The 15,843-nt window shown below is 65.1% G+C and carries 14 protein-coding genes; 4 read left to right on the forward strand and 10 right to left on the reverse strand.

Translation table 11 applies throughout. The annotated features are described in order from the left end of the window. The 3 genes from PMN64_RS36395 to PMN64_RS36405 all read right to left on the reverse strand — a co-directional run. A partial coding sequence (locus tag PMN64_RS36395) for a sialidase family protein (RefSeq protein ID WP_411784224.1) occupies nt 1–837 on the reverse strand: 837 nt, incomplete at its 3' end. Between the two features lie 11 nt (nt 838–848). Continuing rightward, nucleotides 849–3,257 carry a TonB-dependent receptor family protein gene (locus tag PMN64_RS36400; protein WP_411784225.1) on the reverse strand — a complete coding sequence of 803 codons (2,409 nt, stop codon included), beginning with the start codon at nt 3,255–3,257 and terminating at the stop codon, nt 849–851. Nucleotides 3,258–3,339: 82 nt separating this feature from the next. Continuing rightward, nucleotides 3,340–3,741: a DUF2946 domain-containing protein gene (locus PMN64_RS36405; RefSeq protein WP_259266154.1), complete on the reverse strand. Its 402-nt coding sequence runs from the start codon at nt 3,739–3,741 to the stop codon at nt 3,340–3,342. Nucleotides 3,742–4,168: 427 nt separating this feature from the next. On the opposite strand from PMN64_RS36405, the gene PMN64_RS36410 reads away from it, so the two are divergent. The 4 genes from PMN64_RS36410 (at nt 4,169) to PMN64_RS36425 (ending at nt 8,369) form a co-directional block, all read left to right on the forward strand. Beyond that, a complete protein-coding gene (locus PMN64_RS36410) occupies nt 4,169–4,594 on the forward strand; it encodes a globin (protein WP_304495545.1) in 426 nt (141 codons plus the stop codon). Between the two features lie 88 nt (nt 4,595–4,682). Continuing rightward, nucleotides 4,683–5,720 (forward strand): sugar ABC transporter substrate-binding protein, encoded by a 1,038-nt coding sequence (locus PMN64_RS36415; RefSeq protein WP_016848453.1) that lies wholly within the window; start codon nt 4,683–4,685, stop codon nt 5,718–5,720. A gap of 9 nt (nt 5,721–5,729) precedes the next feature. Beyond that, nucleotides 5,730–7,232, forward strand: coding sequence for a sugar ABC transporter ATP-binding protein (locus PMN64_RS36420; protein ID WP_028339636.1), 1,503 nt, complete (start codon nt 5,730–5,732; stop codon nt 7,230–7,232). Nucleotides 7,233–7,334: 102 nt separating this feature from the next. Continuing rightward, nucleotides 7,335–8,369 (forward strand): ABC transporter permease, encoded by a 1,035-nt coding sequence (locus PMN64_RS36425; RefSeq protein ID WP_411784226.1) that lies wholly within the window; start codon nt 7,335–7,337, stop codon nt 8,367–8,369. Nucleotides 8,370–9,164: 795 nt separating this feature from the next. On the opposite strand, the gene mtnK is transcribed toward PMN64_RS36425, so the two are convergent. From mtnK to PMN64_RS36460, 7 genes are all read right to left on the reverse strand, one after another. Beyond that, nucleotides 9,165–10,469 carry an S-methyl-5-thioribose kinase gene (gene mtnK / locus PMN64_RS36430; protein ID WP_411784227.1) on the reverse strand — a complete coding sequence of 435 codons (1,305 nt, stop codon included), beginning with the start codon at nt 10,467–10,469 and terminating at the stop codon, nt 9,165–9,167. Nucleotides 10,470–10,646: 177 nt separating this feature from the next. Beyond that, nucleotides 10,647–10,922, reverse strand: coding sequence for a DUF1467 family protein (locus PMN64_RS36435; RefSeq protein ID WP_028340120.1), 276 nt, complete (start codon nt 10,920–10,922; stop codon nt 10,647–10,649). Nucleotides 10,923–10,928: 6 nt separating this feature from the next. After that, entirely contained in the window at nt 10,929–11,333 is a 405-nt protein-coding gene (gene mce / locus PMN64_RS36440; RefSeq protein ID WP_411784228.1) for a methylmalonyl-CoA epimerase, read from the reverse strand. Between the two features lie 71 nt (nt 11,334–11,404). Further along, a complete protein-coding gene (locus tag PMN64_RS36445) occupies nt 11,405–13,075 on the reverse strand; it encodes a ribonuclease J (RefSeq protein WP_411784229.1) in 1,671 nt (556 codons plus the stop codon). Further along, nucleotides 13,075–13,881 (reverse strand): biotin--[acetyl-CoA-carboxylase] ligase, encoded by an 807-nt coding sequence (locus tag PMN64_RS36450; RefSeq protein WP_028340122.1) that lies wholly within the window; start codon nt 13,879–13,881, stop codon nt 13,075–13,077. Before PMN64_RS36450 ends, PMN64_RS36445 begins: the two co-directional genes overlap by 1 nt. A 61-nt stretch (nt 13,882–13,942) precedes the next feature. Next, complete coding sequence (gene nuoN / locus PMN64_RS36455) at nt 13,943–15,379, reverse strand: NADH-quinone oxidoreductase subunit NuoN (protein ID WP_028340123.1); 1,437 nt, start codon at nt 15,377–15,379, stop codon at nt 13,943–13,945. Nucleotides 15,380–15,389: 10 nt separating this feature from the next. Continuing rightward, a partial coding sequence (locus PMN64_RS36460) for a proton-conducting transporter membrane subunit (RefSeq protein ID WP_411784230.1) occupies nt 15,390–15,843 on the reverse strand: 454 nt, incomplete at its 5' end.

Below are 15,843 nucleotides of genomic sequence, written 5' to 3' on the forward strand. Positions count from 1 at the left end.
GGTCAGGCTCGGACCGTGATGCGGACAGGCCGCGATCTGCCAGTCGTCACGGCTCACCCGATGTATCTCGCCGGGCGTGGCCAGGTCGGAGAACGTCACGATCGCATGGTCGCGCACGCCGCCCTCAAAGATGTTCCGGAATACGACCACCGGATGGCCCGCGCCGTCGAACGCCAAAGCGAGGCGGCAGCATTCGCAGGTGTTGTCGGCGACGAGCCGCGCGTCGGAATAGGTTGCTCCGCCATCTCCCGATGACGCGAAAAACAATCCGGCGCCGTCATATTTCTGGCCGCGCTGCTGCGCCGGCACGCGGTTGCGCTTGTCGAGCCACGCGGCAAACACCGCCCCCGCAGGATCGAAACCGATCGCCTCGAACCGTTGGCTCTCATTGCTCGCGGTGATCGGCTTCGGCGCATCGAAGCTGCGCCCGCCATCGGTCGATCGCGTGGTCAGCACCTGACCGTTGAAATTCTGATCGCGGAAGATCGAGAAGGCCACAGCGATGTTGCCCTTGGCATCGATCGCAAGCTTCGGCCGCGCATCCGGTCCCCAATCGAGATTGAGCCGCTCCCGGGTGACCTGCACCGGTGTGGAAAAGCTCTTGCCTTGGTCTTTTGAGCTCGCGACGGAGATCTGGCCTCCGGCCATCCACACCAGCCACAATGTCCCATCCCGCCCAAAGGCGGGCGTGACCTTGGTCGCGCAGCGCAGGGCCGCCTCTTCGCAGGCAGCTTCAGAGGCGTGCTGATGGCTCATCTGTGCGACGGCAAGGCTCGGCAAGGCCGCGAGCACGAGCGACGCAAGCAACGTCAGGGCGACCGGTTTGCGATAGGTCATCGATGCGCTCCTCATTTGAACGCAATCTTCATGCCCGCCACGAAGGCGCGCGGCGATCCGGCATAGATCGAGTTGGTCGAGTTCGCCAGTACGCTCGCGGGATTTTGAATGCCGGCCGCGGTCACCGAATTTGAGATGTTGTTCGCCGACGCCACGTAGGTCCGGTCGAAGACGTTCCTCACCTCGATGTACAGGTTCAGCGCCTTGAAGTAATCGGAGACGAGATCAGTCTTGTAGTGCAGGTTGAGGTTGACCAGCTCATAGCCCGGCGCCTTCAAGAGGTTGGCGTTGTCCATGTAGAAGCTGTCCTTCCACTGGACTTCGACGAACCCGCCAAGTCCCTGCAACGGACCCGACAACTGGTCGTAGCCTAGCCGCGCCGTGAGCTCGTTGGGTGAGATGCCGGGGATCTTGTTGCCGGCGCGATTGAAGCTGAACACCGCGCCGTTCGTGATGTTCTCGACGTATTCGGTGTAGACCTCGTCGAGATAGGTGTAGGCCGCCGAGAACCGCCAGCCCGGCAGGAATTTCCAGTCGGCGGCCAGTTCGACGCCGCGATGCTCCGATCGCGGCGCGTTGAACGTGTAGGAGATGCCCGCAAGTGGCGTGGCCTGGGAAACGAGCTCGTCCTTGAAGAACTCGTAGAACCCGGTGACGCTGAGCTTGAGCGCGTTGTTCGGTGTCCAGTCGGCGCCGACGTCGTAGCCGAGATTCTTCTGCGTCCGCAGCTGGGTGTTATTGCCCGAGGCGCCGCTCGGCAGGACGAACAAATTGCCGACCTGCGGCGTACCATATCCTGTTGCCACCCGCCCGCGGAATTGCCACTCGCTGCTCAGCCGGTAGAGCAATGCGAGCTCGGGCGCGGTATTCTGGAATTGCCGGTCCGCCGTCGTGATCGCCGTGGTGGTGGTTCCGGCCGCGCCGGCGTAGCTGTAGGCGGTGTTTCGGCCCGTCAGACTGGTGGCCTCCCAGCCAATGCCGGCAACGGCCGTCAGCGCAGACGTGAGCCTCAATTCCTCCCGTGCACGAACACCGTAATTCGTCGTCGTGCTGAGCAAATTGCTGGACAGGCTTCCGAGCGTCGCGTTTCCGCCCGGCATCACATTGCGCGTGTCGCTCGACGCGGTGAGCGTATTGTAGAAGCCGCCGAAATAGGTCGTCGAATCCAGCCCGAAGATATCGCCGCGTCTGACGACGTCGCTCATGTAGTTGTAGGACGGGAAGTCGCCGATCGCGCTCGTCGATCCAGTCGGCTGGTTGATGTTGCGATCGTCGAAGACGAACTGGTTGCGCCAGGTGGTCTGGTTGTCGAAGTCGTGCTCCCAACGGCCTCCGACGATGGTACGGCGGTCGTCGCGCCCGAGGCCGGCCTGAACCGCGGTCTCCCTGTCGGTTCCTGCCGCCGCGTTGAAGCCGTTGTTGAACAACGTCACGGTGGCGCATCCCGGCGCGGCCGTCGCGCCGGTCGTGCAACCCTGCTGGAACGGGTTCTGGTAGAACTGGTTCAGCGAAGAGCGGATCGGCAGGCGCGTCGTCAGGTCGTTGTTGATCAGCTTCACCGTGAAGCGGTCGTCCGGCGTGACCTGCAGCGTGCCGAGGAAATTGACGGTCTGGGTGTTGAACCAGCTGTTGCCGATGTAGCCGTCGCCGCGCGCATCGCTCGCGAACAGCGAGCCCTCGAAATTGCCGACCTTCTTGCCAGCGGCGAGATAATTGTTGAGGTAACCGAAGCTGCCGCCGTCGACGCCATACTCGACGCCGTCGATCGTGCCGCCCGGCCGGGTCCGGAAATTCAGCGCGCCGCCGGTCGCGTAGTTGCCGTAGAGCGCCGAGGATGGCCCGCGGACCACGTCGATCGCGCCATAGGCACGCGGATCGATCAGGTCGCTGCGCGATAGGCCGTCCGGCTGGGTCACCGGGAAACCATCGTCGAAGATGACGAGGTTGCGGATGCCGAAGCCGTTCCGCGCATTCGACCCGCGGATCGAGATGCCGAAATCACGCGGGCCGTTGCCCTGCTTGATCGAGATGCCCGGACTGTCCCGCAGCACATCGGCGACGGAGAACGCCGGTCGGTTGTCGAACTGGCTGCGGTCGATGGTCGTCTGCGTCTGGCCTGTGGGCGCCCGGTTCAAACCGTCGCGAGTCGCGGCAAGCGTCTCCCCCGGCCTCGCGCCGCCCGCCGGGGCCGCCGTCGCGGCCGGCCCTGCCGCCGGCTTCGGTGGCCGCCGGACGGACGCCGCACGAACGCGCGGCTTCGCCGCCGCCGGTTTGGCGCGCACCGCCGTCCGGGGCGCCTCGACGGTGACGGAGGGTAGCTCCGTGCTGGGTGCCTGGGCTTCGGCAGCGGACGGCAATGCGCAAAGCGTCGCGCCCAGCGCGAGCACGCTTGCCGCTTCCAGCGGATGATAGCGAAACATGGATGAATCCTGACACCGGCGCTCCGGCCGGCTTGCTCAAGGGCACTTGCCGGCGCGGGACGCACCGGCAGCGACAAGGTCGTCAGGAAAACAGCGGCGGCGCGCGGGCTTGCGCCGAGAGGCCGGCGCGCGAACGATCGAGCTCGGAGGCGAAATCAAGCCAGGCGATGCGGCTCGGCAGGCGTTCGACGGCCTGGGCCGCAACTTGCGGGCTATCAACCGGCGCACCTGTCTGCAGCACGCTGCAGGCCGAGCAGCAGCCGTCATGGGCGTCGTGACTGGTCTGGTCACCCTGCCCGGCTCCGGAGCCGGCATCGCCGTGGCAGATGGTGGCGGCCGCGAGCGGATCGGACGCGGCAAGGCTCGCCGCCCAGCAGGCCCCGATCGGCGCAAGAATCTGCACCAGCAGGGCAACCAGGACGATGGGCAGAAAATTCTTCAGCCGCCGGCGCATCGCAAAACCATCCGGGACGGAACTAACCACCATGAGCGCCGGAAGTCGAGATCGCCGACGCGCCCCGTTTCTTCCAGCCGACGGAAATAGCCGAGCGTGGCACTTGCGTCACGGCGGCCCCGAAATCAGTCGTATCCCCTTACCCTGCCACGTGTTTTACATCTCCCGTCACAACCGCCAGTGGCGCCATCCCAATCATTTCGCAAATTGCTCGAAAATTGAACAATCGTTGCCGAAAATGATGACAAGCCTGGAAAGATAGTCTACCAATTCGGGCTCAGGCCAGCCGCGAGGTGTGTCCTGGTGGTCCAAGTCTCGGGAGGAGCCCGACGCGCACAAGCAGCGTCACCCCATCAATCAAGATCAAATCGAATTTTTGGGGCAAATAGGGTCGACACAATTTTTGGAGCAGGGCTTTCAGCCCTGCTCTTTTTTTATGTGATGATCGCAATCCGCTATGACTCCATCATTGAATCCGATCGAACGCAGCTTTGAACTCGCAGCCGCGCGTTGCGATGATTTGACACCATTGGTCTATCGCCGCCTGTTTCACGAACATCCCGAGACGCAGGCGATGTTTCGCACCGAAGGCAGCGAGCCTGTGAAAGGCTCGATGCTGCAGCTGACGATCGAAGCCATCCTCGATTTCGCGGGCGAGCGCCGCGGACATTTTCGCCTGATCGAGTCGGAAGTGTTCTCGCACGACGCCTACGGCACGCCGCGCGAACTGTTCGTGGCATTCTTCGCGGTGATCGCCGATGCGCTGCGCGACATTCTCGGCGAGCAATGGACTGCGGAGATCGATGCTGCGTGGCACAAGCTGCTCGGCGACATCGAAGCCATCGTGCTGCAGCAGAAACATCTCGTGGACGAGAGGCCGTAGCGTCATCGTTCCGATTGTGACACACTCGTTTTATCCGCGGCGCGTGCAACTGACGCCGACGGTCAGAAAAACGAAGAGGGAGCAAGCAATGCCAGGGACCGACAAGGGGATGGACAAGGCGTCGACGACGCGGCGCGACCTTTTGCAGATGGCGGCGGCGGGTGGAGCTGCGGCCGGCCTGTTCGGCGGAATGGGCATGACGACGTCCGCGCTCGCCGCCGAAATGGGACGCTCGGAAAAGCCGCTGAAGGCGGCGTTCTCCAACGCCGGACTGCAGGCGACGTGGTGCGCACAGGGCAAGCAGGCCGCCGAATTCTGGGGCAAGCTGTTCAACGTCGAGGTGACCTGGTTCGACGGCCAGCTCGATGCCGTCAAGCAGCGCGCCGCGATCGACAACATGGCGTCGCAGAAATGGGACTTCGTCGCGATCCAGGCGTTCGGCATCGGCACGCTGACCCAGCCGGTGCAGAAGATGATCGACGCCGGCACTCCCGTGATCGACATGGACACGCTTATTGCTCCTCTCGATCAAATTAACGTCCACTCGTTCCTCGCGCCCGACAACGAGTTCATGGGCGCCTCGGTGACCCAGGCGCTGTGCAACGCGATCGGCGGCAAGGGCAAGGTCATCATGACCCAGGGCGCGCTCGGCCACACCGGCGCGCAGGGCCGCGCCAAGGGCTTCAACTCGGTCATCAAGCAGTTTCCGAACATCGAGGTGCTGGACACCCAGCCCGCCGACTGGGACGTCTCCAAGACCGCTCGGCTCTGGGAAACCTATCTGACCAAATACTCGCAGATCGACGCCGCCTTCTTCCACAATGACGACATGGCGCTCGCCGCCTACAACATCATGAAGGCGCGCAACCGCACCAACATCCTGATCGGCGGCGTCGACGCCATGCCGCCGGCGATCCAGGCGGTCAGCGAAGGCCGCATGTTCGCGACCGTCCGCAATCCGTCCTGCCGCATCCATGGCGGCGCGATCGTCGCGGGTGTCGCCGCCGTGGTCGGCGGCGAGAAGAGCGGCCAGGGCATTCCGAAGAACGTCGTGACCGACGGTCCCGTCGTGACCAAGGCCAACGCCGCCGGCATGCAATGGATGGAGGATCACTTCCTGATCTGAGCGGGCCTCATGACGCAGGGACGCTCGGCGATCCTCGAATTGCACCAGATCACGAAGGCCTTCGGCGGCGTCGAAGCCCTTCGTGGGGTCGACTTCGCGCTGCACGCCGGCGAGATCCACGGTCTCGTCGGCGAGAACGGCGCCGGCAAGAGCACGCTGATGAAGATCATCGCCGGCGTGCACCCCGAGTTCTCCGGCCGCTTCATGCTGGACGGCAAGGAGACCCGCTTCCGCTCCACCCGCGACGCACACGCCGCCGGCATCGGCATGGTGCATCAGGAGCTCAGCGTCGCGCCTGATCTCACGGTCGCCGAGAACGTGTTCCTCGGCAACCAGCTCACCAACCGCCTCGGCTTCGTGCAGTGGCGGCGGATGGCGCGCGAGGCCGGCGAGCAGCTGGCACGGTTTGGCATCGACGTCGACCCGATGACGCGGCTCGGCGATTTGCCGATCGGCCTGCAGCAGCTGATCGAGATCGCCCGCGTGCTGTTTTCCGGCGCACGCATCATCATCCTGGACGAGCCGACCTCCGCCCTCTCCCCACCCGAGGTGGAACGCCTCTTTGCGACGCTCCACAAGCTGCGCGACCAAGGCACCAGCATCGTCTTCATCTCGCATTTCATCGAGGACATTTTGCGGGTCTCCGACGTGGTGACGGTGTTCCGCAACGGACGGAAGATCGCCGAGACGGCGTCCGCGGACACCACCAAGGGCGCGCTGATCGAGGCCATGATCGGCCGCGGCGGCGAGGCGCTGGAGCACAGCTACACCGACGACCTCATGCTCCCGCAACCGGGCGGCGGCGCGGCGGTGCTGAAGGTCGATCAGCTCTCGCTCCGCCGCAGCCTGCAGGACGTCACGTTCGAGGCCCGCTCCGGGGAAGTGCTCGGCATCTACGGCTTCATGGGCTGCGGGCAGTTGGAGCTGTCGCGCATCCTGTTCGGCAAGCTCCGGCCCGACGGCGGAACGCTGGTGGTCGACGGCGCCGCCAAGACCTTCCGCAGCACCGCAGCCGCCCGGCGGGCCGGCGTTGCGCTGGTACCTGAAAGCCGCCGCGCCATGCTGTTCCACCAGGAGCCCGTCTACAAGAACATCTCGATCAGCATCCTCGAGCGGATCTCGGCGCTGCTGCTCAAGCCGGTGCGCGAGCGCGCGATCGCCCAGCGCCAGGTCGAGCAATTGCAGATCCGGCCGCCAGTGGTCGGCCTCGATCTCGGCATGCTGTCCGGCGGCAATCAGCAGAAGGTGGCGCTGGCGAAATGGCTCGCCTATCCGCCGCGCGTCCTGGTGCTGTGCGAGCCGACCCGCGGCATGGATGTCGGCGCCAAGAACGACGTGATCAACATCGTGCGCGATCTCCGCGCCAGGGGACTGGCGATCATCGTGCTGTCGACCGAGCCGGAGACGGTGCTGTCGCTCGCAGACCGGATCCTGGTGCTGAAGCGCGGCGCGGTGGTGCGCGAATTCGCGGGCGAAGCGGTCAGCAAGGACCGGCTGCTGGAGGCCGCCTAGAGCATGATCCGGAAAATTGCGAAGCGGTTTTCCGATGAGATCATGCTCAAACAAACAGAGAAAGCGCGATGACCACCTCATCGCGCTTGATGGAGAGACATGATGGCAAGCAGTGACGGCGCGACGGCGCGAGCGGATCACCGGCGGTCGCGCGGGCTGGCGCCCTTCCTGCGCTCGCAGATGCGCAACATCGCGCCGTTCCTGACGCTGATCTTCCTCAGCGCCTTCTTCGCGATCGCGAGCCCGTCGTTTGCCACCATCGACAATGTCGGCAACATCCTCACGCAAGTCTCGGTCACCGGCATCATCGCCGTCGGCCTCACCTTCGTGATCCTGTGCGCCGAGATCGACCTGTCGATCGCCAGCATCGCCAACGTCACCGGCATTGCCGTGGCGTACTTCACGCTGCAGGAATCCTACGTCAACATCGCCAATGTCCCGATGCCGGGCATCGTCGCGATCCTGCTGGCGTTGGCGCTGTGCGCACTGCTCGGCCTCGTCAACGCGCTGGGGCTGACCATGATCGGCATCCCCTCCTTCATCATGACGCTGGCCATGATGCAGATCGCGGCCGGCGTCTCGGCGCTGCTGGTGCGCGGCCAGATCGCCTACAAGGTGCCGGACCTGATCACGACGCTGGGCTCCGGATCGATCGGCGGCATCCCCTGGATCGTGATCGTCGCCGCGGTGATGCTGCTCGGCGGCCATCTGGTGCTGACCTATACGCGGTTCGGCCGCTACGTCTACATGGTCGGCGGCAACCGCGAGGCCGCCGAATTCGCCGGGCTGAACGTCAAGCTCATCCTCGGCAGCGTGATGGTGATCTCGGCGGTCTGCTCCGGGATCGGCGGCATGCTCGGCGTCGCCCATTTCGGCAGCGCCCAGCAGAACGAGTTCGATACTTATCTGCTGGATTCGATCGCGGCGGTGGTGGTCGGCGGCACCAGCCTGTTCGGCGGCCGCGGCGGCATCGGCAACACCATCGTCGGGCTGTTCGTGCTCGGCGTGCTCAACAACGGCCTCGACCACGTCAATATCGACAGCTTCCTGAAAATCTTGATCCGCGGCCTGATCTTGCTCGCCGCACTGATCATCAACGTTTATGCGCAGCGGCTGCGGGAGCAAGCGGCGGAGTGACATGTTAGGTCCGTCATCCTGAGGTGCGAGCCTTGCGGCGCAATTGCGCCGCTGGGCGAGCCTCGAAGGATGGATCGGCCGGAGTGGGGCCGTGCATCCTTCGAGGCTCGCAAGGGCTCGCACCTCAGGATGACGGGGCCGCGATCGTTGGCACGCGTTCTCTCCATTCGTCGTCCCTGCGAAAGCAGGGGCCCATAGTCCGCGGCGGATGTGGTGAACGAGACCCGTCGTTCTAGCATCGCTCAACAAGAATGCCTGTGGTTATGGGTCCCTGCTTTCGCAGGGACGACACCGAGCGTTTTGCTCGATTTACGAGTCATACGTCCGCGTCCTCGCGGCGCCTTTCGCCCGAGCTTTGCTGTTCGTTTCACCCTCTGAAAGCAGAGGGCGCAGGGAAAGCCGGGTGCCGATCGCACCCATGGGCCCCGTGCAAAAGGTAGAAAGCACGGGGGTAGGACCACAGGTGTAACCGGAAACAACCCGGCTTTCCCTGCGCGATGGGCTACGGCTTACTTCGTGCTCTCCCCGGCGAGACTGGGCTTGCTTGTCACCGTCTTCGCAACGCGCACCGCGCAATCGGAAAAGACACCTGCCGCTAGGGCGTCAGGACCACACGACTTCACCGTCCGCCTCATGCGCGTTCGTCAACTGCGCAATCGGCGTCCACCGCATCTCGACCCGCGTTCGTGACGACCGCGAAGCGCCCCTCGTGTCGGGCGAGACGGAGGGATTAAACATCTGAGTTGGGGTCCACGTCAAGATTAAATTCGGAAAACACGAATATCCCCACCCCCGCTACCTGGCAAAATCCGGCTGCCAGTGGCGCAGTTCGCGCGCGGCGTAGGTGACAGCGCCGATTGTCGTGTAGGACACCGCCTCCAGCATCATGTTGCGCGCGAGCTTGAGGGCCCGCGCCTCGCAGATCGCGCGCAGCCTCTCGTCCGCGATCCACTCGAAATCGATGTTGTGCGCGAGACCAAGGATGCGCCGGATGGTCTTGGCGGCGGCAAAGCCGACCGTGTCCTGGAACAGCCGCGCCATGTAGGCCTGCCGTTCCGCTTCCAGCCGCGCGGCGCCAGCTTCGCCCGTGAACAGCAACGACGGATAACCGTCGCCCTTCGCCTCGTTGCGCCACAGCGCGAGAAATTTTCGCGAGAACCCGGCCCAGACGCCCTCGATGGTCTCGAGCAGCCATGCCTCGAACGAGGCGCGCTCGCCCGGCGTGCGCTCGTGGCCGGCGGAGGCCAGATAGGCCATCAGGAGGTTGCCGATGACGGCGCCGATATCGAAGCCCATCGGGCCGTAGAAGGCGAACTCGGGATCGATCACCTTGGTCTCTGTTGCGGTGACCATGATCGAGCCGGTGTGCAGGTCGCCGTGCAGCAGCGCCTGCGGGCTCGCCATGAATTTCAGCTTCAGCCTGCTGATCGCGACATGCAGGTCAAGGTCTTCGCGGAACGCCGCCGCCGTTGCGTCGAGATAGGGCGCGGTCCAGCGGTTCTGCTCGGCGGTGCGATAGGGATCGGTGAAGATCAGATCCTCGGTGATCTTGCACAGCGCGTAGTTGCCGGCGAAATCGGCGATGCCCTGCTTCTTCTCCGCGGCCGAGAGTGCGAGATCGGACGTGAAGAACAGCGTCTGCGCCAGGAAGGTCGAGATATCCTCGACGAAGCGAGGGTACCGCGTGGCCTCGATCAGGCCTTTGCGCATGATGATGTGCGGCTCGAGCAACTCCATCGCGGTGAGCGCGAGCGGCGCATCATGATGCAGCACCGACGGCACGAGCATCGGCGCCAGCCGCGCCTGATGCACCAGCGCCATGTGCTCGTAATGCGCCCGCGACAGCGGCAGCGGCCAGCTCTCGCCGACGAGGCGCACATAGGGCAGCGCCTGCTTGACCGCGAGGCCGCCGCTTCCGCCCTTGACGATGAAGACGAGGTTGAGATTGCCGTCGCCGACCTCGCTGATCGACCAGTCCGCCGGCGCGCCGCCGAGCTGCGCGCCGATGGCGGGCAGCCCCGCGAGATAATCCCGCAGATCGGCTTCCCGCAGGATTCGATATGCGCTCTGCCCGGAGCCCGGCTGGGACTGCAGGTTCATCGTGGTCGCCTCCTCCGCATTGCCAGGGCGAGGTTGATCCCCGCTCCATTGGCGTCAGTTTCTAAAACAGCATCCCCATCGGTACGTAGCCTGGGTGAGCGAAGCGATACCCGGGAAAGTGATCCCGCATGTCGCTTCGCTCATGCGGGCTACTTCTGATCCAACGAAAACTGCGTATCAGAACGGCATCCCCATCAGTTTCGACAGCCGCTCGATCGAGAGATAGCCGGAATGATAGGCCCACATCGCGATCGCGAAGATCACCGCCGAGATCAGCGTGGTCCACAACAGCTTGCGGCCCATCCGCGCCAGGATCGGCGCGCCGGGATCGGTGCCGGGCGCGCCGACGCCGTCCTCATGCTGGCTGCGTATGCCGAACGGCAGCGTCAGGAACAGCACGAGCCACCAAAGCACGAAGTAGATCGCTAGCCCTGTGGAGATCTGGTACGCCATATGGCCTCAGGCCTGTTCGATCTCGACCAGCGCGCCGGAAAAGTCCTTCGGGTGGAAGAACAGCACCGGCTTGCCATGCGCGCCGATCTTCGGCTGGCCGTCGCCCAGCACCCGCGCGCCCTCGGCGATCATGCGGTCACGGGCCGCGATGATGTCGGGCACGTCGTAGCAGACATGGTGGATGCCGCCGTCGGCATTGCGCTCGACGAATTTCGCGATCGGCGAGGCTTCGCCCAGGGGTTCGATGAACTCGATCTTGGTGTTCGGCAGGGTCACGAACACGGTGATGACGCCGTGCTCCGGCAGCGGCACCGCATCGGAAATCTCGGCATTGAAGGCGGTGCCGTAGATCTTCGCAGCCTGCTTGGCGTCCCTGACCGCGATCGCGACGTGATTGAGCCGGCCCAGCATCTCTCTCTCCCTTTAGTTGAGCATGATCTTTTCGGAAAACCGCTTCGCACTTTTCCGGATCATGCTTAGGCTCAAACCGTCAGAACGTGCACGACGCAGATCGGCTTCTTGCCCCATTGCTCGTTCAGCGCCGCCCGCACCGCGCGCCGCACCGATTCCCCCAGCGCGTCCGGATCGCGCCGCCGCGGCTTCGGCAGGCCCTCGATCGTCGATACCACCACATCGAACACGATGTCGTCGAGCAGTTCGCCCGCCGCATTGTTCTCCGGCATGCCGACCAGATCAACCTCGGGGTCGTCGGCGATTTCGCCCTGCGCGGTCATGGCGATGGCGACGAAGGCGCAGCCGGCAAAGCCCATCCGCCGCCGCTCCACCACGGCGCGCGACTTGGCGTCCTCCAGGATGGTTCCGTCCTTGTAGAGCCGGCCCGCCGGCACCTCGCCGACGATGCCGGGCTCGCCGGGCCCGAGCTTGACGAGGTCGCCGTTGCGGCAGGTCAAGACCTTGGGCACGCCGGCGGCGCGCGCCAGCTTGGCGTGTTCGGCCAGATGCAGCGCCTCGCCATGGACCGGGATCAAGAGCTGCGGCCGCACCCAGGAGATCATGTCGCGCAACTCGTCGCGACGCGGGTGGCCGGAGACGTGCACCAGATGCTCGCGGTCGGTGATGATCTCGACGCCCTGCATGACCAGGTTGTTGATGATCGAGCCGACCGCCTTCTCGTTGCCGGGAATGGTGCGGGAGGAGAAGATCACGGTGTCGCCCTTGTTCAGGGTGACCTGCGGATGGTCGTCATTGGCGATCCGCGCCAGCGCCGCGCGCGGCTCGCCCTGGCTGCCGGTGCACAGCGCCAGCACCTTGTCGGCCGGGAAATGGCCGTAATAGTCGGCGCTGCGGAATTTATGCGAGCCGTCGAGATAGCCGCATTCGCGCGCCACCTGCACCACGCGCTCCATGGCGCGGCCGACCACGACCACCTCGCGGTCGGCGGCGTTGGCGGCGTCCGCCACCGCCCGCACCCGGGCGACATTGGAGGCGAAGGTGGTGACCGCGACCCGGCCCTTGGCCGCCTTGACCAGCTTCTTGATGGTGGCGGCGACCTCCGTCTCCGACGGCGAGCGTCCGTCGCGCACCGCATTGGTGGAATCGCCGACCAGCGCCAGTACGCCTCCATCGCCGAGCTCGCGCAGCCGCCGCTCGTCGGTCGGCTGGCCGATGATCGGGGTCGGATCGATCTTCCAGTCGCCGGTATGCAGCACGGTGCCGACATCGGTCTTGATCGCCAGCGCGTGCGATTCCGGAATCGAATGCGCGACCGGGATGAACTCGACATTGAACGGGCCGATATCGACCCGCCCGCCCGACGGGATCACCGTGACCGGGATTTTTGGAGGGTTGCGCTCGGCGGCGCATTTGGCCTCGAACAGCGCCGCGCTGAATTGCGTCGCATAGATTTTGCAGCCGAGCTTCGGCCAGAGATCGATGATGGCGCCGAAATGATCCTCATGGGCGTGCGTCAGCACGAGGCCCATCAGATTGTTGCGCTCCTTCTCGAGGAAGCGGACGTCGGGCATGATCAGGTCGATGCCCGGCAGATGCTCCTCGTCGCCAAAGGAGACGCCGAGATCGACCGCGAGGAAGGAGCGCTGGTGGCGGTTGCCGAGGCCGTAGATCGACAGGTTCATGCCGATCTCGCCGACGCCGCCGAGCGGCGCAAAGGTGAGCTCCTCGGGACGCGCCATCAGTTCGCCCTCACCGAGGCTGCGGAGCCGAAATAGACCTCGCCTGCCGTTACGGGCAGACGCTCGCCATCAGCGGTGCGGACGATCAGGCAGCCGGTATCATCGATGGTGTCGAACGTGCCTTCAAGGGTCGCCGAGCCGGTCTGGACCGCGACCTTCTCGCCGAGCCCAGCCGCGCGCTCCAGCCACAGCCTGCGGATCTCGGGGAAACCGCGGCCGTCGTCCCAGATGCCGCGAAACTCGACCCAGGCGTCCGACAGCGCGGCAAACAGCTCCTCCGCCCCGATCTGGATGCCGAGCGCCGCGAGCGATACGGCCGGCGTCGGCGTCCCCTCGGGTGCTGCGACGACATTGGTGCCGATGCCGACGACGACCGCCAGCCGGCTCCCGATGGCCTCGGCCTCCAGCAGGATGCCCGAGAGCTTCTTGCCGTTGGCCAGCACGTCGTTCGGCCATTTCAGGGTGAACTTCGGGCTGTCCGGCCCGAGCCGCAGCGCCGCCTCGATGCTGACCTTCCGCAGCGCGGCTTCGAGCGATAGCCCGGCGGCAAAGCCGAGGGTGGCGGCGACTGCCGGCTGGACGTCCGTCACCTCCAGGATCGTGCTGGCGAGATTGCCGCGCGGCGCGACCCAGACCCGCTGCCGCCGCCCGCGGCCCGCGGTCTGTTCCGGCGTCACGAACCACATCGGCCCCTGCTCGCCGTCGCGGGCGCGCAGCATCGCCTCGGCATTGGTCGAGCCGATCTGATCGAAGGCGGCGAGCCTATAGCCCGCCGCTATGGCCCGCGGCCCGAGCGTGAAGGTCATGTCAGCGTTATGCGCATGATTGGTTCCGAAAGCCAGCATCCCGATTTCGGAACCGCAGGCGTCAAAATAGTGATTTGGCCGCCGCCGTGGCCACGCTCACCAGCGGACCCGGATAGGCGAAGAAGAAGATGTTGAAGATGCCTGCGACCGCCAGCACGGTGCGCAGCTCGACGCGAACCGGGTCGAGCTTGCCGAGCGGCTGGTCGAAATACATCACCTTGACGATCGACAGATAGTAGAACGCGCCCACCACGCTGGTCAGCACGCCGATCACGGCGAGCGTGAACAGATTGGCCTTGATCGCGGCGACGAACACGTACCACTTGCCGAAGAACCCGGCGAGCGGCGGCACGCCGGCCAGCGAGAACAGCAGCATCGCGAAGATGAAGGCGAGCAGCGGGTTGGTGCGGGAGAGGCCGGCGAAATCGCTGATCTGCTCCAGCGCCTGGCCGTTGCGCTTCATCGCCAGGATGATGCTGAAGGAGCCGAGCGTCATCGCGACATAGATCGCGATGTAGATCAGGACCCCCTGGGCGCCCTCAACCGTGCCGGAGGCGAGGCCGACCAGCGCAAAGCCCATATGGCCGATCGAGGAATAGGCCATCAGGCGCTTGATGTTGGTCTGGCCGATCGCCGCGAACGAGCCCAGCGCCATCGAGGCGATCGCCACGAACACCAGGATCTGCTGCCACTGGGTGACGATGCCCGGGAACGCCGTCAGCGTCGCGCGGGTGAACACCGCGAGCGCCGCGACCTTCGGGGCGGACGCGAAGAACGCCGTCACCGGCGTCGGCGCGCCCTCATAGACGTCCGGTGTCCACATGTGGAACGGCACTGCCGAGACCTTGAAGCAGAGGCCGGCGAGCAGGAACACCAGGCCGAACACGATGCCGATGCTGCCGGTGGTTGCCGCCGCGGCGATGCCGGCGAAGCTGACGGTACCGGTGAAGCCGTAGATCAGCGAGGCGCCGTAGAGCAGCATGCCCGACGACAGCGCGCCAAGCACGAAATACTTCAGGCCCGCCTCGCTCGACTTGGCGTTGTCGCGCTGGCTGGCGGCGACGACGTAGAGCGCAAGGCTCATCAGCTCGAGGCCGAGATAGAGCGAGATCAAATCGCCGGCCGAGATCAGCACCATCATGCCGAGCGTGGACAGCAGCACCAGGATCGAGAACTCGAAGTTGCGGCTCGACGGCTGAGACAGGTATTCGGTCGACAGGATCAGGGTTGCCGCCGAGGCGATCAGCGCGAGGACCTTCAGGAAGCGGGCGAAGTCGTCGACGATGAAGCTGCCGCCGAAGGTCACGAGCTTGCCGGCCGGCAGCCAGAGCTCCAGCACGCCAGTCAGCACCAGGAGACAGATCGCCAGCGCCGTGACGAGCCGCGTCGTCCCCTGCCCGCGATAGGCTCCGATCATCAACAGCACCATGGCGCCGACCGCGAGCACCAGCTCCGGCAGCACCGGCTGCAACTGATAACCTGCACTGGAAAAGCTCATGACGAGGGCCTTACTGGACGGTCAGCGCGGCTGCCTTCACGGCAGTCACGGCGGTTTGGTAATTGTTGACGAGCTGCTGCACCGAGGCGGCCGACATATCGAGCACCGGCTTCGGATAGACGCCGAACAGGATGGTCAGCGCGATCAGCGGGAACAGCGTCACGCATTCGCGGAAGGTGAGATCCTTGATCGACATCAGCGACGGCTTGACCAGCGCGCCGAACACCACCTTGCGGTAGAGCCAGAGCGCGTAGCAGGCCGACAGGATCACGCCGGTGGTGGCGAAGAACGCCGTCGGCAGCGAGATCTTGAAGGTGCCGAGCAGCGTCATGAACTCGCCGACGAATCCGCTCGTGCCGGGCAGACCGACATTGGCCATGGTGAAGACCATGAAGGTCAGCGCATAGAGCGGCATCCGGTTGACGAGGCCGCCATAGGCCGCGATCTCGCGGGTGTGCATGCGG

Source organism: Bradyrhizobium sp. UFLA01-814, assembly GCF_046718885.1.
GTDB lineage: Bacteria > Pseudomonadota > Alphaproteobacteria > Rhizobiales > Xanthobacteraceae > Bradyrhizobium > Bradyrhizobium elkanii.

Bases quoted from the DNA above. Each gene is read 5' to 3' on its own strand.
- PMN64_RS36400 (WP_411784225.1), bottom strand. From the start codon at position 3,257: ATGTTTCGCTATCATCCGCTGGAAGCGGCAAGCGTGCTCGCGCTGGGC.
- PMN64_RS36410 (WP_304495545.1), top strand. From the start codon at position 4,169: ATGACTCCATCATTGAATCCGATCGAACGCAGCTTTGAACTCGCAGCC.
- PMN64_RS36415 (WP_016848453.1), top strand. From the start codon at position 4,683: ATGCCAGGGACCGACAAGGGGATGGACAAGGCGTCGACGACGCGGCGC.
- PMN64_RS36420 (WP_028339636.1), top strand. From the start codon at position 5,730: ATGACGCAGGGACGCTCGGCGATCCTCGAATTGCACCAGATCACGAAG.
- PMN64_RS36425 (WP_411784226.1), top strand. From the start codon at position 7,335: ATGGCAAGCAGTGACGGCGCGACGGCGCGAGCGGATCACCGGCGGTCG.
- mtnK (WP_411784227.1), bottom strand. From the start codon at position 10,469: ATGAACCTGCAGTCCCAGCCGGGCTCCGGGCAGAGCGCATATCGAATC.
- PMN64_RS36435 (WP_028340120.1), bottom strand. From the start codon at position 10,922: ATGGCGTACCAGATCTCCACAGGGCTAGCGATCTACTTCGTGCTTTGG.
- mce (WP_411784228.1), bottom strand. From the start codon at position 11,333: ATGCTGGGCCGGCTCAATCACGTCGCGATCGCGGTCAGGGACGCCAAG.
- PMN64_RS36445 (WP_411784229.1), bottom strand. From the start codon at position 13,075: ATGGCGCGTCCCGAGGAGCTCACCTTTGCGCCGCTCGGCGGCGTCGGC.
- PMN64_RS36450 (WP_028340122.1), bottom strand. From the start codon at position 13,881: ATGACCTTCACGCTCGGGCCGCGGGCCATAGCGGCGGGCTATAGGCTC.
- nuoN (WP_028340123.1), bottom strand. From the start codon at position 15,379: ATGAGCTTTTCCAGTGCAGGTTATCAGTTGCAGCCGGTGCTGCCGGAG.